Source organism: Pseudomonas machongensis, assembly GCF_034961125.1.
Lineage (GTDB): Bacteria > Pseudomonadota > Gammaproteobacteria > Pseudomonadales > Pseudomonadaceae > Aquipseudomonas > Aquipseudomonas machongensis.
The window spans coordinates 1-22,565 of sequence record NZ_JAYFUI010000194.1 but is presented as its reverse complement, the minus strand read 5'-3'; the positions used below and the strand labels follow the sequence as shown (position 1 = coordinate 22,565).

Sequence of the window (22,565 nt, the reverse complement as noted above, 5' to 3'; positions counted from 1 at the left end):
CCAGCGCGAACGCCATGGACCTCGTCATCGCCCGCCCCGAAGGGCTGTACTGCCCGCCCGGGGACTTCTACATCGACCCCTGGCGCCCGGTGGACCGTGCGGTGATCACCCATGGACACGGCGATCATGCGCGCACCGGCAACGGCCACTACCTGTGTGCCGAACCCGGCGCCGGTATCCTGCGCAGCCGTCTTGGCCAGGACATCAAGCTGCAAACCCTGCCTTATGGAGAACGCCTGCAGCATCACGGCATCACCTTGAGCTTCCACCCTGCCGGCCACGTGCTCGGCTCGGCCCAGGTGCGCCTTGAACACCAGGGCCAGGTGTGGGTCGCCTCGGGCGACTACAAGGTTGAGCCAGACGGAACCTGCGCGCCGTTCGAGCCGGTGCGCTGCCACACCTTCATCACCGAATCCACCTTCGGCCTGCCGATCTATCGCTGGCCCTCGCAGACCGAGGTGTTCGAAGGCATCAATGCCTGGTGGCGTGCCAATCGTGATCAAGGCAAGGCCAGCGTGCTGTTCTGCTACGCCTTCGGCAAAGCCCAGCGCATTCTTCACGGGCTGGACGCAGGTATAGGGCCGATCGTGGTGCACGGCGCGGTCGAGCCGCTCAACCGCGTGTATCGCGAAGCCGGGATCGCCCTGCCCGAGACCCTGTACGCTGGCGATCTGCCACGCAACGATCCACGCCTGCGCCAAGCGCTGGTGCTGGCACCACCCTCTGCAGGCGGCAGTAGCTGGATGCGCCGTTTCGGCGACTACAGCGATGCCTTCGCCAGTGGCTGGATGCTGCTGCGTGGCACCCGGCGCCGGCGTGGCGTCGATCGCGGCTTCGTACTCTCCGACCATGCCGACTGGCCTGGGCTGCTGTGGGCGATCGGCGAAACCGGTGCGGAACGGGTCATGGTCACCCATGGCTCGGTCAACGTGCTGGTGCGCTACCTGTGCGAACAGGGCCTGGACGCCCGAGCCTTCGCCACCGAGTACGGCGAGGAAGACGACACGCCCGCGCCGGAGAGCGCCACATGAAGGCCTTCGCCGAACTCTACCTGCGCCTGGACGCCACCACTTCGAGCAACGCCAAGCTGCAGGCCCTGCGCGACTATTTCGCCGAGGCTCCCGCCGCCGATGCGGCCTGGGCGGTGTACTTCCTGGCCGGAGGCCGCCCGCGCCAACTGGTGCCGACCCGTCTGCTACGCGAGCTGGCCACGCAGTTGGCAGACTTGCCCGACTGGCTGTTCGAAGAGAGCTACCAGGCTGTCGGCGACCTGGCCGAGACCATTTCCCTGCTGTTGCCCCAGCACCGACACGATACTGACGAGGGCCTGGCCGTGTGGGTCGAACAGCACCTGCTGCCCTTGCGCGGCCAACCGGCAGATGACGTGCGCCAGCGCTTGCCGACACTCTGGGAAAGGCTGGACCGCCCCAGCCTGATGCTATGCCTGAAGTTGATCACCGGCAGCTTCCGTGTCGGCGTCTCCAAGCTGCTGGTCACCCGTGCGTTGGCGCAGTTGTCGGGGCTGGATGCCAAGCGTGTGGCCCAGCGCCTGGTCGGCTATACCGACCTGGCTCATCGCCCCGTTGCTGAAAGCTACCTGAAGCTGATCGCCCCCGAGTCCGACGACGAACACGCCCAGCGCGGCGGCCAGCCCTATCCGTTCTTTCTCGCCCACGCCCTGCAGGCGCCACTGGAACAGTTCGAGACACTGCTCGGCCCGGTCGATGACTGGCAGGCAGAATGGAAGTGGGATGGCATCCGCGCCCAGGTGGTCAAGCGCGAGGGCCAGCTGTGGATCTGGTCACGGGGCGAGGAACTGGTCACCGAGCGTTTTCCCGAATTGCACAGCCTGACAGAGACATTGCCTGATGGCACCGTGCTCGATGGCGAGATTCTGGTATGGAAGCCCGGCGCCGGCGACGACAGTCTGGCAGTGCAGCCCTTTGCCCTGCTCCAGCAGCGGCTGGGCCGCAAGACCCTGGGCCGCAAACTGCTGGCCGATGCGCCGGTGGTGCTGCAAGCCTACGACCTGCTGGAGTGGCACGGCGAGGACTGGCGCAACCGCCCACAGCACGAGCGCCGCAGGCAACTGGAACGGGTGCTGATCGAGTACCCCTTGGCCCCCGTGCTGCTTTCACCCCTGGTGCAGGCACCGAACTGGATAGCCCTGGCCGAGCAACGTGAGCAGTCGCGCAACCTGGGGGTGGAAGGGCTCATGCTGAAGCGGCGCGATGCCCTGTACGGCGTCGGCCGCACCAAGGACCTGGGCCTGTGGTGGAAATGGAAGGTCGACCCGTTCAGCGTCGACGCCGTGCTGATCTACGCCCAGCGCGGCCATGGCCGACGCGCCAGCCTTTATAGCGACTACACCTTCGCCGTCTGGGATGCGCCTCCAGGAACAGCGCAACGCAACCTGGTGCCCTTCGCCAAAGCCTATTCAGGCTTGAGCGACGAAGAGATGCGCAAGGTCGATGCGATCATCCGCAAGACCACTGTGGAAACCTTCGGCCCGGTACGCAGCGTCACCCCGACGCTGGTCTTCGAGTTGGGTTTCGAAGGCATCGCCCTGTCCAAGCGACACAAGAGCGGCATCGCCGTACGCTTCCCGCGCATGCTGCGCTGGAGGCTGGACAAGCCGGTCGAGGAGGCCGACGACCTGGCAACCCTGCAGAGCTTGCTGGGCCCTGTATAGCTGCTTCTACGCACACCAGCATGCACAAAGCCCTGGTTTGTGCTTCTATTTCCAGTCGCCCATGTTCAACGCCCAGCGCAGACCAGGACCCCCATGCACCACTCGACCCACGAACTGCTGTCCCCCGTACCCGGCATCTGCCGCCAGTTGCACAGCTTTCACTTCGGCCCACGCGGTGGCGGCAAGGTGTACATCCAGGCCTCGCTGCACGCCGACGAATTGCCCGGCATGCTGGTGGCCTGGCACCTCAAGCGGCGCCTGAACGAACTGCACCAGCAAGGTCTGCTGCGCCGCGAGGTGGTGCTGGTGCCGGTGGCCAACCCGGTGGGTCTGGAACAGGTGCTGCTGGACGCACCGCTGGGGCGCTTCGAACTGCAGAGCGGGGAAAACTTCAATCGCAACTTCGTCGACCTGTCCGACAGCATCGGCGACCAGATCGAAAGCCACCTCACGCAAGACCCGGCACACAACCTCGCGCTGATCCGGGAATACCTGCGCCGCGGGCTCGACAGCCACCCCGCCGTCACCCCCCTGCAATCCCAGCGCCTGGCCTTGCAGCGCCTGGCCTGCGACGCCGACATGGTGCTGGACCTGCACTGCGACTTCGAAGCCGTCGAACACCTCTACACCACGCCCGAAGCCTGGCCCCAGGTCGAGCCGCTGGCGCGCTATCTCGGCGCCCAGGCCAGCCTGCTGGCCACCGACTCCGGCGGGCAGTCGTTCGACGAGTGCTTCAGCCTGGTGTGGTGGCAACTGCAGCAGCGTTTTGCCAAGCGTTTCCCGATCCCCATGGGCAGCTTCTCGGTGACCATCGAGCTGCGCGGCCAGGCCGATGTCAACCACGAGCTGGCAAGCCAGGACTGCCAGGCAATCCTCGACTTCCTCACCCACAGCGGGGTGATCGAAGGTCAGCCCGCGGCATTGCCGCCGCTGCGCCAGCCCGCCACCCCGCTGGCCGCCGTGGAGCCATTGATCGCGCCGCTGGGCGGCCTGCTGGTGTTCCACGCAAAACCGGGGCAGTACCTGGAGCCTGGGCAACTGATCGCCGAGGTCATCGATCCGCTCAGCGACCGGGTGACGCCGATCCGCAACGTCCAGGGCGGGCTGCTCTACGCCCGCAGCGTCCGGCGCATGGCCACCACCGGCATGGTGATCGCCCATGTAGCAGGGGAAAAGGTCTGCCGCAGCGGCTATCTGCTGGCCAACTGATCCCGATCAAACCAAAGCACCTTGCGGCCGGTCTGTAGAAGCACAGCCTTCGACGAGACCGGCCGCCGATGCCATCCCCTTCCGACCTCGCCAGCACCTGGTTCGCCTCCCGCAACTGGAAGCCGTTCGCCTTCCAGCGCAGCGTCTGGGCGGCGATCCAGCGCGGCGAGTCGGGCCTGCTGCACGCCAGCACCGGCAGCGGCAAGACCTACGCCGTCTGGCTCGGCGCCCTGCGCGCTTTCGCACAGTTGCACGACGCACGCCGACCGGCGCCACTCCAAGTGCTGTGGATCACACCGATGCGCGCCCTGGCCAGCGATACCGCGCGCGCGCTGCAAGCACCGCTGGATGAATTGGGGCTGAACTGGACCATCGGCGTACGCAGCGGTGACACCACCAGTGCCGAACGTGCACGCCAGGCCCGGCGCATGCCCAGCACGCTGGTCACCACTCCCGAAAGCCTCACCCTGCTGCTGACCCGCGAACAGGCTGCCGCCGACTTCGCCAGCCTGCGCCTGGTGGTGGTCGATGAATGGCACGAACTGCTCGGCAACAAGCGCGGCGTGCAGTTGCAACTGGCCCTGGCCCGGCTGCGGCGCTGGCAGCCGCAACTGGTGGTGTGGGGGCTTTCGGCCACCCTCGGCAACCTGCCGCACGCCCTTGAGGTCTTGCTGCCTGCCGGCGGGCGACTGGTTCAGGGCCGTCAGGACAAGCGCATCCTGGTCGACACCCTGGTGCCGAGCGCGATCGAACGCTTCCCCTGGGCCGGGCACATGGGGCTGAAGATGCTCCCTCAGGTCAGCGCCGAGATCGAGGCCAGCGCCAACAGCCTGGTGTTCACCAACACCCGCGCCCAGGCCGAACTCTGGTACCAGGCCCTGCTCGAGGCACATCCCGAGTGGGCGGGACTGATCGCCCTGCACCACGCATCGCTTGCCCGGCACGCCCGTGACTGGGTCGAGCGCAGCCTCAAGCAGGGCACGCTGAAGGCGGTGGTCTGCACCTCAAGCCTCGACCTGGGTGTGGATTTCCTGCCCGTCGAACGCGTCCTGCAGATCGGCTCGGCCAAAGGCATCGCCCGCCTGCTGCAACGTGCAGGCCGCTCTGGGCACGCACCTGGGCGTACCTCACGGGTGACCCTGGTACCGACCCACAGCCTTGAACTGGTGGAAGCGGCCGCGGCACGCCAGGCGCTGGCTGCCGGGCATATCGAGGCACGCTATTCGCCGCGCCTGAGCATGGACGTGCTGGTCCAGCACCTGATCAGCATGGCGCTGGGCAGTGGTTTCCGACCGGCCGAACTGTTCGAGGAGGTTCGCAGCACCTGGGCCTTTCGCGATCTCGAAGAGAGCCAGTGGCAATGGGCATTGTCATTTGTGCGCAATGGCGGCAGCTCGCTCACCGCCTACCCGGACTACCAGCGCGTCGCAGCGCACCCCGACGGCATCTGGCGCGTGGCCAGCGAGCGCCTCGCCCGGCGTCATCGTCTGGGCATCGGCACCATCGTCAGCGACGCCAGCCTGCAGTTGAAGTACTGGAGCAAAGGGGGCGGTGGCAAGTCGCTGGGCAGCGTGGAGGAATCTTTCATTGCCCGCCTCAAGCCCGGTGACGCGCTGTTGTTCGGCGGACGTATCCTGGAGCTGGTAAGGGTCGAGAACATGACCGCCTACGTGCGCCGCAGCACCGCGCGCAAGGCGGCGGTAGCACGCTGGAATGGCGGACGCATGCCGCTGTCGAGCGAGCTGGCGCAAGCGCTGGTCGAGCGTCTGGATGCAGCAGCCCACGGCCGCTACGAAGGCGCAGAAATGCACGCCGTTCGCCCCCTGCTGACACTTCAGGCGAGCTGGTCGGCCCTGCCCACACAGCGCACATTGCTGGCCGAAACCCTGCACTCGCGCCAGGGCTGGCACCTGTTTCTCTATCCCTTTGCCGGGCGCATGGCCAATCTGGGCTTGGCCAACCTGATCGCCTGGCGGGTCAGCCGCGTGCAGCCGCTGTCGGTATCGATCGCGGTCAATGACTACGGCTTCGAACTGCTCGCAGCAAGCCCTGTGGACTGGGCCGCGCACTTGCCCGCTGCACTGGCTGCGGACAATTTGCTGGAAGATGTGCTGGCCAGTCTGAATGCTGGCGAGATGGCGCTGCGGCGCTTTCGTGAAATTGCCCAGATCGCCGGGCTGGTATTCGGCGGCTATCCCGCCGCGCAGAAAAGCACGCGCCAGCTCCAGGCCTCCAGTGGTCTGTTCTACGAGGTGTTTCGCAAGCATGACGCTGGCAATCTGCTGCTCGGCCAGGCGCGCGACGAGGTGCTGCGTGAGGAGCTGGAGATCGAGCGTCTGCATCAGCAGTTGCAGAAAATGTCAGGATTGCGCCTCGATCTGCACGCATTGCGCCGGCCCGGGCCGCTGGCCTTCGCCCTATTGGTCGAGGGCATGCGCGAAACCCTGAGCACGGAAAAACTGGCAGACCGCATCGCCCGGATGGTGGCGGATCTCGAAAAGGCGGCGAGCCGAACCATGAGCGACCTTGCGGGAACTGAACGGAGGAAATCCTGAACGTGCACCACCTGGCGATCGAACATTGCGGCGAAACGCTGTGGCTGTTACCTGAAAAAGCGCTCTACTGGCCAGCCCGGCGCGCCCTTCTGGTTGCCGATCTGCACATTGGCAAGGCCGCCAGCTACCGCGCCCTGCACCAACCGGTGCCACGCGGCACTACCCAGGCGACCCTGGATCGCCTGGACACGCTCTTGCAGCATTACGATTGCCAGCAGTTGATCGTGCTCGGCGACTTTCTCCACGCACGTACTGCACGAGCACCTGCCACCCTGGCCCGTGTAGCTGCATGGCGCGAACGACACCCAGGGCTACGGGTGGTCCTGGTGCGAGGCAATCACGACCGTCATGCTGGCGATCCGCCGCAGGAGCTCGCCATTGAAGTTGTCGACGAGCCTTTGCTACTGCCGCCATTCGCGCTACAGCACGAGACCGGCGCTCACCCCGAGCATCCGGTGATCGCAGGCCATGTCCATCCGGCGTGCGTCCTGCGTGGTCGTGGCCGCCAACGCCTGCGCCTGGCGTGCTTCATGTTCCACGCAAAGGTCAGCCTGCTGCCGGCGTTCGGCGAGTTCACCGGCGGTTGGACGGTGCAACCAGAGCCCGGCGCCCGCCTGTTCGTCGTGGGCGATCAACGGGTCTGGGCAGTGCCGGCCTGATCAGGCGACTGGCGCCGGAGGCGGCTCGTCGGGCAAGGTCGGCTCGCCCGGCTCCATCGGCGGGTGCTCGCCAGGCTCGGGGGGTTGCGGGGTATCGGGATCAGGCTGGTGCGGGACGCCACCGGCGTGCAGATCCGTCGGCGGATGCGGGTGCGCGAGCAGAGTCCAGGCCATCATGCCGATCTGGTTCGGCTGCAGGACGGCCAGCTTCGCGCTGATTGCAGGATCGAGTTTCATGGGCTGCTCCTGACGAGGGCCGGCGTACGTCATGCACGCCGGGGACTTACCTCGTTGGAGTGGCAAAAGGGGAACTAATTCCCCCAGCTCGTCGGCTCAGGTACGTGGCAGCGTGACGCCGCGCTGGCCCTGGTATTTGCCGCCGCGATCCTTGTACGACACCTCGCACTCTTCATCGGATTGCAGGAACAACATCTGGGCCACGCCTTCGTTGGCGTAGATCTTGGCCGGCAGAGTGGTGGTGTTGGAGAACTCGAGGGTGACGTGCCCCTCCCACTCCGGCTCCAGAGGGGTGACGTTGACGATGATGCCGCAGCGGGCATAAGTGCTCTTGCCCAGGCAGATGGTCAGGACATCGCGCGGAATGCGGAAGTACTCGACAGTACGGGCCAGGGCGAAGGAGTTCGGCGGGATGATGCAGACGTCGCTCTTGATGTCGACGAAGCTGCCGGCATCGAAGTTCTTCGGATCGACGGTGGCCGAATTGATGTTGGTGAACACCTTGAATTCATCGGCGCAACGTACGTCGTAGCCGTAGCTGGAGACACCGAAGGAGATCACCCGGCTGTCCTGTTCGCCCCGCACCTGGCGCTCGACGAACGGCTCGATCATGCCGTGTTCCTGCGCCATGCGGCGAATCCACTTGTCCGATTTGATGCTCATGGCGGGATGTCCTGAAAGTACGAGGTGAAAAAACGAGATGCGCATCTTACCGGTCCTGGCGCGCGCGTTAAAGTTCCCTGCCCCTATCCCGCGCCGGACGGGGGCTGGCCGCCCGCCGATCCGAATTTCATCAAAGCCGCTGTTGGCCATTGGCAGCTTGCGGAAAGTGGGGTAAGGTGGCGCCACTGTGCTGCACGTGACACCGAGAATCTGTTTGATGCACGATCCTGATCGGCCCATCGCTGAATTTTCCGCTCTCTTTGCACTCAGTCCCGGCCAGGGCAATTCCTGAGCCGAAATCTACTTTGTCCAAGGAGACAGACACATGTCCAATCGCCAATCCGGTGTTGTTAAGTGGTTCAACGATGAGAAGGGCTACGGCTTCATCACTCCTCAGTCGGGTGACGACCTGTTCGTACACTTCAAAGCCATCCAGGCTGACGGCTTCAAAACCCTGAAAGAAGGCCAGGCTGTTACTTTCGTCGCTACCCGCGGCCAGAAAGGCATGCAGGCTGAAGAAGTTCAAATCGCCTAAGTCGATTTAGCTTCCTCGCTTTCAAAAAAAACCCGCCTTCCGGCGGGTTTTTTTGTGCCTGCGCAAAACGACGCAAGCCCAGCAGGAACGGCTTGTGCCGCTCCTGCTGGGCTTGCGTAAGACGGCGGATCAATCTTCGCTGATGGTGATGCTCGGCATTGCCGGCGCCGCCGCTTCCTGTAGCACGATCCGAGCCCCCACCTGACGGGCCAGCTCCTGGTAGACCATGGCAATCTGGCTTTCCGGCTCGGCGATCGCTGTCGGCTTGCCGCTGTCTGCCTGCTCGCGAATCAGCATCGACAGCGGCAACGACGCCAGCAACTCGACGCCATACTGCGCCGCCAGCTTCTCACCGCCACCTTCACCGAACAGGTGCTCGGCATGACCGCAGTTCGAGCAGATGTGCACCGCCATGTTCTCCACCACACCGAGGACCGGGATGTTGACCTTGCGGAACATCTCGACACCCTTCTTCGCATCCAGCAGTGCCAGGTCCTGCGGGGTGGTGACGATCACGGAACCGGCTACCGGCACTTTCTGCGCCAGGGTCAGTTGAATGTCGCCAGTGCCCGGCGGCATGTCGATCACCAGGTAGTCGAGGTCGTCCCAGGCGGTCTGGGTCACCAGTTGCAGCAAGGCGCCGGAAACCATCGGGCCACGCCAGACCATCGGTGTGTTGTCGTCGGTCAGGAACGCCATCGACATCACCTCGACGCCATGGGCCTTGATCGGCACGAACCACTTCTGCTCGCGAATCTGCGGGCGGGTGCCTTCGGGGATCCCGAACATCACACCCTGGCTTGGGCCGTAGATGTCCGCATCGAGAATACCGACCCTCGCGCCCTCGCGAGCCAGGGCCAAGGCCAGGTTGGCGGCAGTGGTCGACTTGCCGACGCCGCCCTTGCCCGAAGCCACGGCAATGACATTCTTCACATTGGCCAGCGCAGGCACCTGGGCCTGGGCCTTGTGCGTGGCGATCAGCGTATCGATGCTCACCTGCGCCGACGTCACGCCTTCGAGGTTCTCGATCGCCGTTTGCAATACCTGAGCCCAGCCGTTGCGAAACAGTGCAGCGGCATAGCCCAGCTGCAACTGCACACTGACCTGCCCACCTTGAATGTCGATCGCCCGCACGCAACCGGCGCTGACCGGGTCCTGGTTCAGGTAGGGGTCGGTGTACTGGCGAAGCACGCCTTCAATGGCGGCACGTGTGACGGCACTCATGGAGACTCCCGTGGCATTCCGAAAAAAGTGAATCAGGCGCCTATGCTAACCCGTCAACCGTCAGCAGATGCGTGTGCGGGGTGAAATATATTTCCCAGCCCTTTATAGTGGCCGATCATCCTCAATTTTTACCCGTCGCCAGATAAGTAGCCGAGCCACCATGTCCGAGCCACGCCAGATTCTCGTCACCAGCGCCCTGCCCTATGCCAATGGATCCATCCATCTTGGCCATATGCTTGAGTACATCCAGACGGACATGTGGGTACGCTTCCAGAAACTGCGTGGCAACCAGTGCATCTATGTCTGCGCCGACGACGCCCACGGTTCGGCAATCATGCTGCGCGCAGAGAAAGAAGGCATCACGCCCGAGCAGTTGATCGCCAACGTCCAGGCCGAGCACAGCAGTGACTTCGCCGACTTCCTGGTCGAGTTCGATAACTTCCACTCCACCCACAGCGAAGAGAACCGCGAGCTGTCGAGCCTGATCTACACGCGCCTGCGTGAAGCCGGGCACATCGCCAATCGCTCCGTGACCCAGTACTACGACCCCGAGAAGGGCATGTTCCTGGCCGACCGCTTCATCAAGGGCACCTGCCCCAAGTGCGGGACCGAGGACCAGTACGGCGACAACTGCGAGAAGTGCGGTGCCACCTACGCCCCCACCGAGCTGAAGAACCCCAAGTCGGCGATTTCCGGTGCCACGCCAGTACTGCGCGACTCCCAGCACTTCTTCTTCAAGCTGCCCGACTTCCAGGCCATGCTGCAGCAGTGGACACGCAGTGGCACCTTGCAGGACGCGGTCGCCAACAAACTCGCCGAGTGGCTGGATTCCGGTCTGCAGGAGTGGGACATTTCCCGTGACGCGCCGTACTTCGGCTTCGAGATTCCGGGCGAGCCGGGCAAGTACTTCTATGTCTGGCTGGATGCGCCGATCGGCTACATGGCGAGCTTCAAGAACCTCTGTGATCGCCGCCCGGAGCTGGACTTCGACGCGTTCTGGAACGCAGACTCCAAAGCCGAGCTGTATCACTTCATCGGCAAGGACATCGTCAACTTCCACGCCCTCTTCTGGCCCGCCATGCTCGAAGGTGCAGGTTTCCGCAAGCCGACTGCCGTCAACGTGCACGGCTACCTGACGGTCAACGGCGCGAAGATGTCCAAGTCTCGCGGCACCTTCATCAAGGCGCGCACCTACCTCGACCACCTGCAGCCCGAGTACCTGCGTTACTACTACGCAGCCAAGCTGGGCCGTGGGGTCGACGATCTCGACTTGAACCTCGAGGACTTCGTGCAGAAGGTCAACTCCGACCTGGTGGGCAAGGTGGTCAACATTGCCAGCCGCTGCGCAGGCTTCATCCACAAGGGCAATGAAGGCGTAATGGTTGCTGGCGACGCCGCACCGGAGCTGACCGAAGCCTTCCTGACCGCCGCACCCTCGATCGCCGAAGCCTACGAGGCCCGTGACTTTGGCCGTGCCATGCGCGAAATCATGGCCCTGGCCGACCGCGCCAACGCCTGGATCGCCGACAAGGCACCGTGGTCGCTGGCCAAGCAGGAAGGCAAGCAGGATGAAGTCCAGGCCATCTGCGCCCAGGGCATCAACCTGTTCCGCCAACTGGTGATCTTCCTCAAGCCGGTGCTTCCAGTGCTGGCCGCCGACGCCGAGGCCTTCCTCAACGTCGCACCGCTTGAGTGGAACGACCTGCAGTCGCGCCTGGAAAACCACAAGCTGAACCCGTTCAAGGCCCTGATGAGCCGCATCGAGCCGGCCAAAGTCGAAGCCATGGTCGCCGCCAGCAAGGAAGACCTGCTGGCCGCCGAAGGCAAGGCGCCTGCCGGCAACGGCGAGCTGGACAAGGACCCGCTGTCGGCCGAGATCGAGTTCGACACCTTCGCCGCCGTCGACCTGCGCGTGGCGCTGATCGTCAAGGCCGAGGCCGTGGCCGGTGCCGACAAGCTGCTGCAACTCACACTCGACATCGGCGACGAGCGTCGCAACGTGTTCTCCGGCATCAAGTCGGCCTACCCGGACCCATCGAAGCTCGAAGGCCGACTGACCATGATGGTAGCCAACCTCAAACCTCGGAAAATGCGCTTTGGTGTTTCCGAAGGCATGGTCATGGCCGCCGGCCCTGGCGGTGAAGAGATCTACCTGCTGAGCCCGGACAGCGGCGCCAAGCCAGGTCAGCGTATCAAGTAAGACCCTCTTGCCCAGGGGGTCGTCCTGCGATCCCCTGGCTTGCCTCCTCTTTGGGCATTTCCAATGCCTGCTCCCTGCCGGATAATCGTTCCATCCCCGGCCCTCGGCACCTCCATGAGCGATTTCGTCCTGGTTCTGGTCAGCGCCGCGCTGGTCAATCACCTGATCCTGCACAGCGGCACGCCCGACCGTGCACGCCTGCACCTGCTCGGCCTGTGCAGCGCACTGTCGATGCTGTTGATGGTGCCCGCAGCCCTGGTGCTGCGCCAGCCGCAGCTGGCAGGGCTGCAACTGTTGCTGGCGTTGCCAATGCTGGCGCTGCTGGCATGGGGCATCCCGACGGCGCTGGCGCGCCTGCGCCCTCATTGGCCGGTACAGAACCTGGCGCCGCTGCTGCTGGGCAATGTCGCGGTGCTAGGCTTGCTGTTGCACTTGGCCACATCGCAATCCAGCCCAGCCGCTACTGGCGCCTGGGCGCTGGCCCTGGGAATGGGGTTCTGGCTGGCACTGGCATTGTTCGACGACCTGCGCCAACGTCTCGATCATCCTGACATGCCCCGCGCTTTTCGCGGCCTGCCGATCGAGCTGATCAGTGCTGGAGTCATGGCCATGGCCTTTTCTGGCCTCAACGGACTGTTCACACAATGAACCTGATTCACCGCATCGACGCCCTGCTACCGCAGACCCAGTGTGGCAAATGCGATCACGCAGGCTGTCGACCTTACGCAGAAGGCCTGGCGGCGGGCGAAGCGATCAACAAATGCCCGCCTGGCGGCAGCGAAACCATCGCCGCCCTGGCCCAGCTGCTGCAGGTGCCAGTGATCGCCCCGGACCCCGAGCGCCGTGCGGCGCCAGCGCAGGTCGCCTTCATCCGCGAAGCCGAGTGCATCGGCTGCACCAAGTGCATCCAGGCCTGCCCGGTAGATGCCATCGTTGGTGCCAGCAAGCTGATGCATACCGTGATCGCCAGCGAGTGCACCGGCTGCGACCTGTGCCTGGCGCCCTGCCCGGTCGACTGCATCGAGCTGCTGCCACTGCCGGACAACCTGGTGCCGATCGTCGGTGGACTGGCGCAGACCGCCGAGCATTTGGTCGCTCGCAGCCATCGTCGCAATCAGGCGCGACTGCGCCACGAACAACGAACCGTACGTCTACAGCGCGAAGAAGCGCGCCGCCAGGCCGAGCGCCAAGCCCGAGTTCAGCGCATCACCGGCACGCAAGGGGCTGATCAGGAGAGCGCGCTGAAACGGGCCAAGATCGCTGCGGCCATGAGCCGTGCTCAGTTGAACGCCGCGCGTGGCGCCCTGGGCGCGACAGCGGACCAGGCACAGCATGCGCAGGTCCAGCGACTGGAAGCGGCAGCGCAGAAGGCGCAGCAACAGCTCGATGCGCTACTGGTCGGACCGGGCCATGCAGACGCCTGACAGCCGCCAGCGCAATGCCATGGGCCAGGTGCTGCTGGCCTGTGTCCCTGGCCTGCTATGCCTGCTCTGGTTGCAGGGTTGGGGCGTGCTGTTCAACCTGCTGTTGTGCAGCGCAACGGCACTGACCTGCGAGGCGGTATCGCTGTATCTGCGTGGCCATCCAATACGCCCGTTCCTCAGCGACGGCAGCGCTCTGGTCAGCGCCGTGCTGCTGGCGATCGCCCTGCCCACCCTGGCTCCCTGGTGGCTGCCAATGACCGCGGTGCTGGTGGCAATCACCCTGGGCAAGCACGCATTTGGCGGCGTCGGCCGCAACCCCTTCAACCCGGCCATGCTGGGATACGCCTTCGTGCTGCTGAGCTTCCCGCTGCAAATGACCCACTGGCCGACGGGCAACCTCCAACTGACAGACAGCCTGAGCCTGGTATTCGGCGACGGCACGCAGATCGATGCCTGGGCCGGCCCCACGGTACTCGACGTGCTGCGCCACAACCGCAGCCTGACCCTCGACGAGCTGTTCGCCAGCAACCCCAGCTTCGGTAACCTCGGTGGGCGCACCAGCGAATGGCTGAACCTGGCATTCTTGCTGGGCGGCATCTTTCTCCTGCAGCGCCGCGTGTTCAGCTGGCATGCCCCAGCGGGGCTACTGGGTGCGCTACTGTTCGTCAGCCTGCTGTGCTGGAACGGCTCGGGGTCGGACTCTCACGGCTCACCGTTGCTGCACCTGTTCAGCGGATCGACCATGCTGGCGGCCTTCTTCATCGCCACAGAACCGGTGTCCGGCCCTCGCCTGCCGCTAGCCCGCCTGTTGTTCGGCATCGGCTGCGGGCTGCTGATCTACTTGATACGCACCTGGGGCAGCTACCCCGACGGCACGGCCTTCGCGGTACTGCTGATGAACCTGGGAGCGCCGGCGCTCGATCGCCTTGCAGCCCGGCGCCAGGCCCTCACATCATGAACGCGAGGCTGCGCGACCTGCTCTACCTTGCCTTGGTCGCCGTCCTGGCCGTCGCCGCCACCCTGGTCTGGCGGCAGTGGACATCTGCGCCCATTGCCGATGCCGCACGAGAGCTGCAAGAACAACAATGGCTGGCGGTGCTGCCCCCACAGCGGTACGACAACGACCCACTGCAAGCGCCTCTACCCATTACCAACACTGAACTGCAGCACAGCCGGCTACTGGGCGGCTACCGCGCAACCCTGGTCGGCACTACCAGTGCCATCGTGCTACGCAGCCAGACCCAGGGGTATGCTGGCCCCATCATGCTGTCGATCGCCATCGATCCCAATGGCCGCCTGATCGCGACACGGGTGCTGACACAGGAAGAAAGCCCGGGGCTCGGCGGACAACTAGGCGACCCTGCGAGCCACTGGATTGAGCAATTCGACCGGCAAGGCGCAGAGGCCAACTGGGCGGTGAAACGCGATCAAGGCGACTTCGACCAGTTGGCCGGCGCCACCGTCACCTCACGCGCAGTGATGGCGGCCTTGCAGGATGCCCTGCGCTACTTCGATGCACATCGCAGCAGTCTGTTGGAGCACACCACCGATGAATAGGTTCTGGCTGCTGGGCAGTGCCCTGGCCCCTTTGCTCGGCGCCACCCAGACGCTGGCGAACGCGCTGGCAATCGGATTGTCGACCCTGTTGCTGGTACTCGGCCACCAAGCGCTGATGCGACCTCTGCGCCGCATGATCGGTGCCCCGCGGATCATCGCCAGCCTGATACTCGCCGCCGCCCTGGCGAGCTGCCTGCAATTGGGCCTGAACGCCTGGGCGCTCCCGCTGGCGCTGAGCCTGGGCCATTATCCTGCCCTGCTGAGCCTGCACTGCCTCGCTGTGGATACTCTGGCACCGCACACTGGGCGGTGGCCGGCACTCATCCGGTATCTGCTGGGCCTGGTGGGCCTGTACCTGATATTGGGTGCCTGCCGACAATGGCTGGGACAGAGTGCCGGCATCCACCTGGCGGTTTTGACACCCGGCGCATTGATACTGCTCGGCCTGCTGCTGGCCTTGTACAATCGCCTGCGTCCGGCCCCTGCCACCTCAAGCCGTCAAGGAACGCTTTGACCCCATGAATGCCGCCAAACGCCTGGAGATCTTCCGCAGGCTGCACGAAGACAATCCTGAACCAAAAACCGAACTGGCCTATACCACGCCCTTCGAACTGCTGATTGCCGTCATCCTTTCCGCGCAGGCGACGGATGTCGGCGTCAACAAGGCGACCGCGCGGCTCTTCCCTATCGCCAATACGCCCGAGGCTATTTATGCCCTGGGGGTCGAGGGTTTGAGCGAATACATCAAGACCATCGGCCTTTACAACAGCAAGGCGAAGAACGTCATCGAGACCTGCCGCTTGCTGATAGAGCAACACGGCAGCGAAGTCCCGCAAACGCGCGAAGCACTAGAGGCATTGCCCGGCGTCGGTCGCAAGACTGCGAACGTGGTGCTCAATACCGCCTTTGGCCAACTGGCCATGGCGGTCGATACGCACATCTTCCGCGTCAGCAATCGCACCGGCATCGCGCCGGGCAAGACGGTACTGGACGTCGAGAAGAAGCTGATGAAATTCGTACCAAGGGATTACCTGCTCGACGCCCACCACTGGCTCATTCTCCACGGGCGCTACGTCTGCCAGGCACGCAAGCCACGCTGCGGCAGCTGCAGGATCGAAGACTTGTGCGAGTACAGGGACAAGACCTCTGACGATTGAGGCAATAGCGAAAAACCAACCAATTCGATTGAAAAAATCTTTTTTACCGACTCCGTGATTCTCGCTATAAGGACGGCCAATGGCCCTTTGGCTTGGAGTGACACATGAGCACCGATAAAGACGAGCTGATCGAAGATGATTTCCCTGCGCAGGACGAAGACGAACCCCAGGTAGAAACCGCGAAGACCAACCTCAGCAAACGCCGCACCATCGACAATCTGTTGGAAGAACGGCGCCTGCAAAGGCAGCTGGCTGATTTCGATTACGATCTGTAGCGCCGCGAAAAAGCCTCCCGCAAAGGAGGCTTTTCTGTTTCAGGCCAAGCCATGACGCTGGGCCAGCTCGATCAGATCGACCAATGACCGGGCATTGAGCTTGAGTAGCAGTCGGGTCTTGTAGGTGCTGACAGTTTTGTTGCTGAGAAACATGCTGTCAGCGATTTCCTTGTTCGTGCGCCCCCTTGCCAACTGTTGCAATACCATCATTTCACGCCCCGAGAGGCGTTCGACCATCTCAGTCTCACTGCCGCCAGTGACACCGCTGCGGGTCTTGTGCAACGCCTGGTTGGGGAAGTAGCTGTAACCCGACAGCACGGCCTTGATTGCACTGAGCAGCTCGGTCAATTCCTGCTGTTTGCACACATAACCTGCAGCCCCGGCCTGCATGCAACGCATGGAGAAATGCCCCGGTGCCTGCGATGTCAGTACCAATACCTTGCTGCCCGGACTTGCAGCGGTCATCCGCGCGATCACTTCGAGGCCGTCGAGTTTGGGTATACCGATATCGAGCACGACGATATCCGGCAGACACTCTCGGGTCAGTTGCAGCGCATCCACCCCATTGTCCGTTTCCGCCACCACTTCATATCCATGCCGCTCCATCAACATACGTACGGCCAAGCGAATGACCGGATGATCATCCACGATAAGTACTTTATTCATGGGATATCCATTGATCCATTATTCTAGTTTTGACACGCCAAGATAACCGAGCCAATAGCGTAATGGCGCAGCCATTCCCTGATAGAGAGCACTCAAAGATGAAACTTACATCGTTAATAGAAACTTCCTACACCCATTGCGCCGCACGAATCGATGTCTATCCATTCGGCAACATGCTCGTGAAAACTAGCATGAACAGGAAAAGCGACAAGTGGGGATAACGCCTCAAAGCGGTGGGACATTTCGATCTTCTGATAAAGAAAGATTTATTGCCCTGCCAGCAAACCGGTGTTCTTTCCTGATGAGGAAAGAGCTGACGTTTTCACAGGGAGCCAGAAGCGATACAGATGCGCTGACACCAGGAGATCGAATGCCATGAATAATCCCGCAAAGATCACCCCCTTGGGAATTATCGCCACCTTCGCCAGCGTCATCGAAGCATCGGCGATCGCCTCGCTACCGTTTCTGAACCCAGAGAGCCAGATGATGTACACCTGGTTTCTAATAGGGTTTCCGTTCTTTCTGACAGTACTGTTCTTCCTGACCCTCAACTTCAACTACGAATCGCTCTACACGCCGGAACACAGAGCCGTACACCGGTCAGCCGACGATCATGGCGAGGGTGAAGCAGCCACGCTGTTCGGGTCGGACGTGCGCCAGACCATCGAAACCGAGATCCTGCCCGAGCTGATTAAACCCCCACAGCACGAACGGCGTTGGACGCTCTATAACCTGAGCGCCCACTCCTGCATCCAACTGTCGGTGCGTGCCATCAAGAAAGGAGAAAAGATTGCGCTGTAGATACAGAAGGGCAAAAAAAACCCGGCCAACAAGGGCCGGGTTTTTACAACCTGCCAAAACTCAGAGCAACGAACGGCCCTTGTTGGCGGCAATGCGCATGCGCAGTGCGTTGAGCTTGATGAAGCCGGCAGCATCGGCCTGGTTGTAGGCGCCGCCGTCTTCCTCGAAGGTCGCGATGTTGGCGTCGAACAGCGAGTCATCCGACTTGCGACCCACCACGGTGACATTGCCCTTGTACAGCTTCAGGCGCACGACACCGTTCACATTGGTCTGCGAAGCGTCGATCATCTGCTGCAGCATCAGACGCTCGGGGCTCCACCAGTAGCCGGTGTAGATCAGGCTGGCGTACTTGGGCATCAGCTCATCTTTGAGGTGAGCGACTTCGCGGTCCAGGGTGATCGACTCGATGGCGCGGTGAGCACGCAGCATGATGGTGCCACCAGGCGTCTCGTAGCAGCCGCGCGACTTCATGCCGACGTAGCGGTTCTCGACGATGTCCAGGCGACCGATGCCGTTGGCGCCGCCGATGCGGTTGAGGTCTGCGAGCACGGTGGCCGGGGTCTTCTCGACGCCGTCGATGGCGACGATGTCACCATTGCGGTAGGTCAGCTCGATGTAGGTGGCCTGGTCAGGGGCGTTCTCCGGAGAGACGCTCCAACGCCACATGTCTTCCTCGTGCTCGGTCCAGGTATCTTCCAGGACACCGCCTTCGTAGGAGATGTGCAGCAGGTTGGCGTCCATTGAGTACGGCGACTTCTTCTTGCCGTGACGCTCGATCGGGATGCCGTGCTTCTCGGCGTAGTCCATGAGTTTTTCGCGGGACAGCAGGTCCCACTCACGCCATGGTGCGATGACCTTGACACCTGGCTTGAGCGCGTAGGCACCCAGCTCGAAACGCACTTGGTCGTTACCCTTGCCGGTGGCGCCGTGGGAAATGGCGTCAGCGCCGGTTTCGTTGGCGATTTCGATCAGGCGCTTGGCGATCAGCGGACGGGCGATGGAGGTACCCAGCAGGTACTCGCCTTCATACACGGTGTTGGCGCGGAACATCGGGAAGACGAAATCTCGCACGAACTCTTCGCGCAGGTCGTCGATGTAGATTTCCTTGACGCCCATTGCCTGTGCCTTGGCACGGGCCGGCTCGACCTCTTCACCTTGGCCAAGATCTGCGGTGAAGGTCACCACTTCACAGTTGTAGGTGTCTTGCAGCCACTTGAGAATCACCGAAGTATCAAGGCCGCCGGAATACGCCAGTACGACCTTTTTTACGTCCGCCATGCCATCACTCCACGGGGTTGTACGGAAAGCCATCGATTCTACCGATCTCGCGGGGGAATTTACAGTGGCGCGACAGCTTGTGATGACAAAGCGACAGGAAATGTCGTGAGCGCGACCCGTGGTCGCAGTCAGACTTTCTTCGCACCCGCCGGCAATGCCGCAGGCACGCTGGCCGGCGTAGCAGCCGTCGGCTGCGCCGGGGCGGCAGGTGTTGCATCGCGAGGCTTTTCTGTAGGTTTCTCGATCGGCGTTACACGGTCGAGCTGGATGTTGACCCGGCGGTTGCGGGCGCGGTTGGCGGCTGTATTGTTTTTGGCCAGCGGGTAGCGCTCGCCATGGAAACGTACGGTGATCTGCTCTTCCGGCACACCGTGGGCCTTGAGGTATTCAGCCACCGCCAGCGCGCGACGGCGCGAAGCGTCGCGATTGGTCAGGCGGTTACCGCTGTTATCGGAGTGCCCATCAAGCTCGATGTGATTGACCGATGGGTCGGCCTTCAGATAATCGAGTATCACGTCCAGGCGCGCGCGCGCCGCACTGTCCAGATCGAAGCCGGTGCCGGGGAACGGCACCTGCGTCTGGCGAATCTGGTCATAGTTCATCGGCAGGAGTTTGGCGGCACACAATTGGTAGTCGCTATAGGCCTTGGCGAAACTCACCGGCAGCACATGCACCTCCATCGGCCGACCGCCCTCGCCGGCGTAGTTGCGCACCACGGTGCTGCGACCGTCCAGCAGACCATTGATCAAGCGGCTGGCCTGGCCCTGCGAAGTGCTGAACAGCACGCCATTGCGGCCCATGCGCACCGCCCCCAAGTTGATGTCGCCACGCCCGGGCTGCCAAGGGGCAGCGGCGGCCAGCAGCGTTGCCGATCCTGCGCCCAGTGCATTGCTGTCCGACCGCAGCTGGAAGACCGGCTGCTCACCTGCACGACGCACGAACTCACCGCTGCCAAAACCGTCGATCGGCTGGATCAGCCGGCACTCGAACTGGTCGCCCTCGACCTTCCAGGCAATGTTCTCCATGCGGGTCTGGAAGGTAAGTGCTCCGGCCGGCAGGCTGGCACACAGGCTGAACAGGAGTAGGTAACGCTGGCGCACGGGCGGCTCCACAGATTCTGACGGCTTACCTGCAGGCTATCGGACGCTCGTCGGAAAACTTGATAGCCGTGCTGCCCACTGGGTTTTCCGGTAGCATTGACGCCTGAGTTCGAACCGCCTGGAAACCCCAATGTCCGATCGCCTGACCCTCCTGCGTCCCGACGACTGGCACATCCATCTGCGCGATGGTGCTGTGCTGCAACATACCGTCGGCGACGTGGCGCGCACCTTTGCCCGCGCCATCATCATGCCCAACCTGGTTCCGCCGGTACGCAACGCCACCGAAGCCGACGCCTACCGCCAGCGCATCCTCGCCGCCCGTCCGACGGGCAGCCGCTTCGAGCCGCTGATGGTGCTGTACCTGACCGACCGTACCAGCCCCGAGGACATTCGTGCAGCCAAGGCCAGCGGCATCGTCTACGCCGCCAAGCTCTACCCGGCCGGTGCCACGACCAACTCCGACTCGGGCGTGACCAGCATCGACAATATTTTCCCGGCGATCGAAGCAATGGCCGAAGTCGGCCTGCCGCTGCTGGTCCACGGTGAAGTGACGCGCTCGGAGATCGACGTGTTCGATCGCGAAAAGCGCTTCATCGACGAGCACATGCGTCGCCTGGTCGAACGTTTCCCGACGCTCAAGGTGGTGTTCGAGCACATCACCACCAGCGATGCCGCGCAGTTCGTCGCCGAGGCGCCCGCCAACGTCGGCGCCACCATCACCGCCCAGCATTTGCTGTACAACCGCAACCACATGCTGGTCGGCGGTATCCGCCCACACTTCTATTGCCTGCCGATCCTCAAGCGCAACACCCACCAGGTGGCATTGCTTGACGCGGCCACCAGCGGCAACCCGAAATTCTTCCTCGGCACCGATTCGGCGCCACACGCCAAGCACGCCAAGGAAGCGGCCTGCGGCTGCGCCGGCTGCTACACCGCCTACGCGGCCATCGAGCTGTACGCCGAAGCCTTCGAACAGCGTAATGCCCTGGACAAACTGGAAGGTTTCGCCAGCCTGCACGGCCCGGCGTTCTACGGCCTGCCGGCAAACACCGACACCATCACCCTGGTGCGCGAGGACTGGACCGCCCCGGCGAGCCTGCCGTTCGGCGACACCACCGTGGTTCCGCTGCGCGCTGGCGAAACGCTGCGCTGGCGCCTGCTGGAGGACAACGCGTGAGCGAAGACCTTTACGATGACGACCAGGACGGTCAGGTAAGCAGCAGCTCGCGCCACCCGATGGCCGAGCGTTTCCGCGGCTACCTGCCCGTGGTAGTGGACGTCGAGACCGGCGGTTTCAACAGTGCCACCGACGCACTGCTGGAAATCGCCGCCGTCACCATCGGTATGGACGAGAAGGGCTTCCTGTTCCCGGAACACACCTACTTCTACCGTGTCGAGCCTTTCGAAGGCGCGAATATCGAAGCGGCGGCGCTGGAGTTCACCGGCATCAAGCTGGATCACCCGCTACGCATGGCCGTGAGCGAAGAAAGCGCGCTCACCGATATCTTCCGCGGCGTGCGCAAAGCGCTGAAAGCCAATGGTTGCAAGCGGGCGATCCTGGTTGGCCACAACAGCAGCTTCGACCTGGGCTTCCTCAACGCGGCGGTGGCGCGCAACGATCTCAAGCGCAACCCCTTCCACCCGTTCTCCAGCTTCGACACCGCGACGCTGGCCGGCCTGGCCTATGGCCAGACCGTACTGGCACGGGCCTGCCAGAGTGCCGACATCGACTTCGATGGGCGCGAGGCGCATTCGGCACGTTACGACACCGAGAAGACCGCCGAGCTGTTCTGCGGGATCGTCAACCGCTGGAAAGAGATGGGCGGCTGGCGCGACTTCAACGACTGAGTCGAAATCCGGGAGTGCACAGCGCTCCTTGGATACCAGACACAAAAAAACCGGCCACATCAGACTGTGTGAAAACACACTGACAAGCCTTAGACCAGACGCCCCGACTTGTTCGGGGCGTTTGTTTTTGTGCTGAAAAAGGCTCTTCAGCCCATCAGTTGCATCATTTTCTTGGCACCCAGGACGCTGATCGCTCGCTTGAGGTTGTAAGCGGTCACGGCCAGCGACATCTCAGCTCTTGTCCCTTCGAGTTGTCGCAGCAGGAAGCGCCCGTTCCCAAATAACCATTGTTTGAGATTGCCAAACGGGTGCTCCACGATGGATCTGCGCCGTTCCATCATCTCTGGATGCAGTTGCATCCGCTGCGCCATACGCTCAAAGGCTTCCTCTTGAGCGTGACGTGAGACATAGCGGCGCTTGGCCGTCGTGCATTGGGCTTTCAGCGCGCACCCGGCACAATCACTGATCGCCGCCTGGTAGATCCG

At 63.2% G+C, this 22,565-nt stretch carries 24 protein-coding genes; 17 read left to right on the top strand and 7 right to left on the bottom strand.

Going from position 1 to position 22,565, the window contains the following annotated elements; translation table 11 throughout:
• Positions 1-14: 14 nt before the first annotated feature.
• From VA602_RS25365 to pdeM, 5 genes are all read left to right on the top strand, one after another.
• Positions 15-1,031, top strand: coding sequence for a ligase-associated DNA damage response exonuclease (locus VA602_RS25365; protein ID WP_323454647.1), 1,017 nt, complete (start codon positions 15-17; stop codon positions 1,029-1,031).
• Positions 1,028-2,692: an ATP-dependent DNA ligase gene (locus VA602_RS25360; protein ID WP_323454646.1), complete on the top strand. Its 1,665-nt coding sequence runs from the start codon at positions 1,028-1,030 to the stop codon at positions 2,690-2,692. The genes VA602_RS25365 and VA602_RS25360 overlap by 4 nt, the downstream gene beginning before the upstream one ends.
• A gap of 93 nt (positions 2,693-2,785) precedes the next feature.
• On the top strand, positions 2,786-3,901 hold the full coding sequence (locus tag VA602_RS25355; protein WP_323454645.1) for a succinylglutamate desuccinylase/aspartoacylase family protein: 1,116 nt from the start codon (positions 2,786-2,788) through the stop codon (positions 3,899-3,901).
• A gap of 68 nt (positions 3,902-3,969) precedes the next feature.
• Positions 3,970-6,456, top strand: coding sequence for a ligase-associated DNA damage response DEXH box helicase (locus VA602_RS25350; RefSeq protein ID WP_323454644.1), 2,487 nt, complete (start codon positions 3,970-3,972; stop codon positions 6,454-6,456).
• Between the two features lie 2 nt (positions 6,457-6,458).
• Positions 6,459-7,115: a ligase-associated DNA damage response endonuclease PdeM gene (gene pdeM, locus VA602_RS25345; protein WP_125930570.1), complete on the top strand. Its 657-nt coding sequence runs from the start codon at positions 6,459-6,461 to the stop codon at positions 7,113-7,115.
• Here the strand turns inward: pdeM and VA602_RS25340 are convergent, their stop codons facing one another.
• Both VA602_RS25340 and dcd read right to left on the bottom strand, forming a co-directional pair.
• Positions 7,116-7,352, bottom strand: coding sequence for a hypothetical protein (locus tag VA602_RS25340; protein WP_054891778.1), 237 nt, complete (start codon positions 7,350-7,352; stop codon positions 7,116-7,118).
• 96 nt (positions 7,353-7,448) lie between these two features.
• Positions 7,449-8,015, bottom strand: a complete 567-nt coding sequence (gene dcd / locus VA602_RS25335; protein ID WP_003258001.1) for a dCTP deaminase — start codon at positions 8,013-8,015, stop codon at positions 7,449-7,451.
• Positions 8,016-8,340: 325 nt separating this feature from the next.
• On the opposite strand from dcd, the gene VA602_RS25330 reads away from it, so the two are divergent.
• A complete protein-coding gene (locus VA602_RS25330; RefSeq protein ID WP_003254922.1) occupies positions 8,341-8,550 on the top strand; it encodes a cold-shock protein in 210 nt (69 codons plus the stop codon).
• Between the two features lie 129 nt (positions 8,551-8,679).
• Here the strand turns inward: VA602_RS25330 and apbC are convergent, their stop codons facing one another.
• Positions 8,680-9,774 (bottom strand): iron-sulfur cluster carrier protein ApbC, encoded by a 1,095-nt coding sequence (gene apbC, locus VA602_RS25325; protein WP_063543456.1) that lies wholly within the window; start codon positions 9,772-9,774, stop codon positions 8,680-8,682.
• Positions 9,775-9,934: 160 nt separating this feature from the next.
• Here apbC and metG point away from each other — a divergent pair, with 160 nt between their 5' ends.
• From metG to VA602_RS25285, 8 genes are all read left to right on the top strand, one after another.
• On the top strand, positions 9,935-11,974 hold the full coding sequence (gene metG / locus VA602_RS25320) for a methionine--tRNA ligase (RefSeq protein WP_065863079.1): 2,040 nt from the start codon (positions 9,935-9,937) through the stop codon (positions 11,972-11,974).
• A 114-nt stretch (positions 11,975-12,088) separates the two neighbouring features.
• Positions 12,089-12,622, top strand: a complete 534-nt coding sequence (locus VA602_RS25315; RefSeq protein WP_323454643.1) for an Rnf-Nqr domain containing protein — start codon at positions 12,089-12,091, stop codon at positions 12,620-12,622.
• A complete protein-coding gene (locus tag VA602_RS25310; RefSeq protein ID WP_323454642.1) occupies positions 12,619-13,398 on the top strand; it encodes an RnfABCDGE type electron transport complex subunit B in 780 nt (259 codons plus the stop codon). Before VA602_RS25315 ends, VA602_RS25310 begins: the two co-directional genes overlap by 4 nt.
• Complete coding sequence (locus tag VA602_RS25305; RefSeq protein ID WP_323454641.1) at positions 13,385-14,356, top strand: RnfABCDGE type electron transport complex subunit D; 972 nt, start codon at positions 13,385-13,387, stop codon at positions 14,354-14,356. The genes VA602_RS25310 and VA602_RS25305 overlap by 14 nt, the downstream gene beginning before the upstream one ends.
• Positions 14,353-14,955, top strand: a complete 603-nt coding sequence (locus tag VA602_RS25300) for an RnfABCDGE type electron transport complex subunit G (protein WP_153774010.1) — start codon at positions 14,353-14,355, stop codon at positions 14,953-14,955. Before VA602_RS25305 ends, VA602_RS25300 begins: the two co-directional genes overlap by 4 nt.
• Entirely contained in the window at positions 14,948-15,469 is a 522-nt protein-coding gene (locus VA602_RS25295; protein WP_323454640.1) for an Rnf-Nqr domain containing protein, read from the top strand. Before VA602_RS25300 ends, VA602_RS25295 begins: the two co-directional genes overlap by 8 nt.
• A gap of 4 nt (positions 15,470-15,473) precedes the next feature.
• Positions 15,474-16,112 (top strand): endonuclease III, encoded by a 639-nt coding sequence (nth, locus tag VA602_RS25290; protein WP_323454639.1) that lies wholly within the window; start codon positions 15,474-15,476, stop codon positions 16,110-16,112.
• 104 nt (positions 16,113-16,216) lie between these two features.
• A complete protein-coding gene (locus tag VA602_RS25285) occupies positions 16,217-16,387 on the top strand; it encodes a PA3496 family putative envelope integrity protein (protein WP_054891786.1) in 171 nt (56 codons plus the stop codon).
• A 39-nt stretch (positions 16,388-16,426) separates the two neighbouring features.
• On the opposite strand, the gene VA602_RS25280 is transcribed toward VA602_RS25285, so the two are convergent.
• Positions 16,427-17,053 (bottom strand): response regulator transcription factor, encoded by a 627-nt coding sequence (locus VA602_RS25280; RefSeq protein WP_054925636.1) that lies wholly within the window; start codon positions 17,051-17,053, stop codon positions 16,427-16,429.
• 375 nt (positions 17,054-17,428) lie between these two features.
• Between VA602_RS25280 and VA602_RS25275 the strand changes: the two genes are divergently transcribed.
• Positions 17,429-17,854: a hypothetical protein gene (locus tag VA602_RS25275; RefSeq protein WP_323454638.1), complete on the top strand. Its 426-nt coding sequence runs from the start codon at positions 17,429-17,431 to the stop codon at positions 17,852-17,854.
• 60 nt (positions 17,855-17,914) lie between these two features.
• On the opposite strand, the gene VA602_RS25270 is transcribed toward VA602_RS25275, so the two are convergent.
• Positions 17,915-19,132: an argininosuccinate synthase gene (locus tag VA602_RS25270; RefSeq protein WP_054891789.1), complete on the bottom strand. Its 1,218-nt coding sequence runs from the start codon at positions 19,130-19,132 to the stop codon at positions 17,915-17,917.
• Between the two features lie 128 nt (positions 19,133-19,260).
• Positions 19,261-20,232: a flagellar protein MotY gene (locus VA602_RS25265; protein ID WP_323454637.1), complete on the bottom strand. Its 972-nt coding sequence runs from the start codon at positions 20,230-20,232 to the stop codon at positions 19,261-19,263.
• A gap of 130 nt (positions 20,233-20,362) precedes the next feature.
• Here VA602_RS25265 and pyrC point away from each other — a divergent pair, with 130 nt between their 5' ends.
• The gene (pyrC, locus tag VA602_RS25260) at positions 20,363-21,409 is read left to right on the top strand and encodes a dihydroorotase (protein ID WP_323454636.1); all 1,047 of its coding nucleotides are present in this window, start codon (positions 20,363-20,365) and stop codon (positions 21,407-21,409) included.
• A complete protein-coding gene (rnt, locus tag VA602_RS25255) occupies positions 21,406-22,080 on the top strand; it encodes a ribonuclease T (RefSeq protein ID WP_054891792.1) in 675 nt (224 codons plus the stop codon). Before pyrC ends, rnt begins: the two co-directional genes overlap by 4 nt.
• Before the next feature lie 146 nt (positions 22,081-22,226).
• Here rnt and VA602_RS25250 read toward each other — a convergent pair.
• A partial coding sequence (locus tag VA602_RS25250) for a transposase (RefSeq protein ID WP_323454635.1) occupies positions 22,227-22,565 on the bottom strand: 339 nt, incomplete at its 5' end.

Bases quoted from the DNA above. Each gene is read 5' to 3' on its own strand.
- apbC (WP_063543456.1), bottom strand. From the start codon at position 9,774: ATGAGTGCCGTCACACGTGCCGCCATTGAAGGCGTGCTTCGCCAGTAC.
- VA602_RS25330 (WP_003254922.1), top strand. From the start codon at position 8,341: ATGTCCAATCGCCAATCCGGTGTTGTTAAGTGGTTCAACGATGAGAAG.
- VA602_RS25275 (WP_323454638.1), top strand. From the start codon at position 17,429: ATGAATAATCCCGCAAAGATCACCCCCTTGGGAATTATCGCCACCTTC.
- VA602_RS25280 (WP_054925636.1), bottom strand. From the start codon at position 17,053: ATGAATAAAGTACTTATCGTGGATGATCATCCGGTCATTCGCTTGGCC.
- pyrC (WP_323454636.1), top strand. From the start codon at position 20,363: ATGTCCGATCGCCTGACCCTCCTGCGTCCCGACGACTGGCACATCCAT.
- VA602_RS25285 (WP_054891786.1), top strand. From the start codon at position 16,217: ATGAGCACCGATAAAGACGAGCTGATCGAAGATGATTTCCCTGCGCAG.
- VA602_RS25300 (WP_153774010.1), top strand. From the start codon at position 14,353: ATGAACGCGAGGCTGCGCGACCTGCTCTACCTTGCCTTGGTCGCCGTC.
- nth (WP_323454639.1), top strand. From the start codon at position 15,474: ATGAATGCCGCCAAACGCCTGGAGATCTTCCGCAGGCTGCACGAAGAC.
- metG (WP_065863079.1), top strand. From the start codon at position 9,935: ATGTCCGAGCCACGCCAGATTCTCGTCACCAGCGCCCTGCCCTATGCC.
- VA602_RS25350 (WP_323454644.1), top strand. From the start codon at position 3,970: ATGCCATCCCCTTCCGACCTCGCCAGCACCTGGTTCGCCTCCCGCAAC.
- VA602_RS25365 (WP_323454647.1), top strand. From the start codon at position 15: ATGGACCTCGTCATCGCCCGCCCCGAAGGGCTGTACTGCCCGCCCGGG.
- dcd (WP_003258001.1), bottom strand. From the start codon at position 8,015: ATGAGCATCAAATCGGACAAGTGGATTCGCCGCATGGCGCAGGAACAC.
- VA602_RS25295 (WP_323454640.1), top strand. From the start codon at position 14,948: ATGAATAGGTTCTGGCTGCTGGGCAGTGCCCTGGCCCCTTTGCTCGGC.
- VA602_RS25340 (WP_054891778.1), bottom strand. From the start codon at position 7,352: ATGAAACTCGATCCTGCAATCAGCGCGAAGCTGGCCGTCCTGCAGCCG.
- VA602_RS25355 (WP_323454645.1), top strand. From the start codon at position 2,786: ATGCACCACTCGACCCACGAACTGCTGTCCCCCGTACCCGGCATCTGC.
- VA602_RS25360 (WP_323454646.1), top strand. From the start codon at position 1,028: ATGAAGGCCTTCGCCGAACTCTACCTGCGCCTGGACGCCACCACTTCG.
- VA602_RS25270 (WP_054891789.1), bottom strand. From the start codon at position 19,132: ATGGCGGACGTAAAAAAGGTCGTACTGGCGTATTCCGGCGGCCTTGAT.
- VA602_RS25310 (WP_323454642.1), top strand. From the start codon at position 12,619: ATGAACCTGATTCACCGCATCGACGCCCTGCTACCGCAGACCCAGTGT.
- VA602_RS25305 (WP_323454641.1), top strand. From the start codon at position 13,385: ATGCAGACGCCTGACAGCCGCCAGCGCAATGCCATGGGCCAGGTGCTG.
- VA602_RS25315 (WP_323454643.1), top strand. From the start codon at position 12,089: ATGAGCGATTTCGTCCTGGTTCTGGTCAGCGCCGCGCTGGTCAATCAC.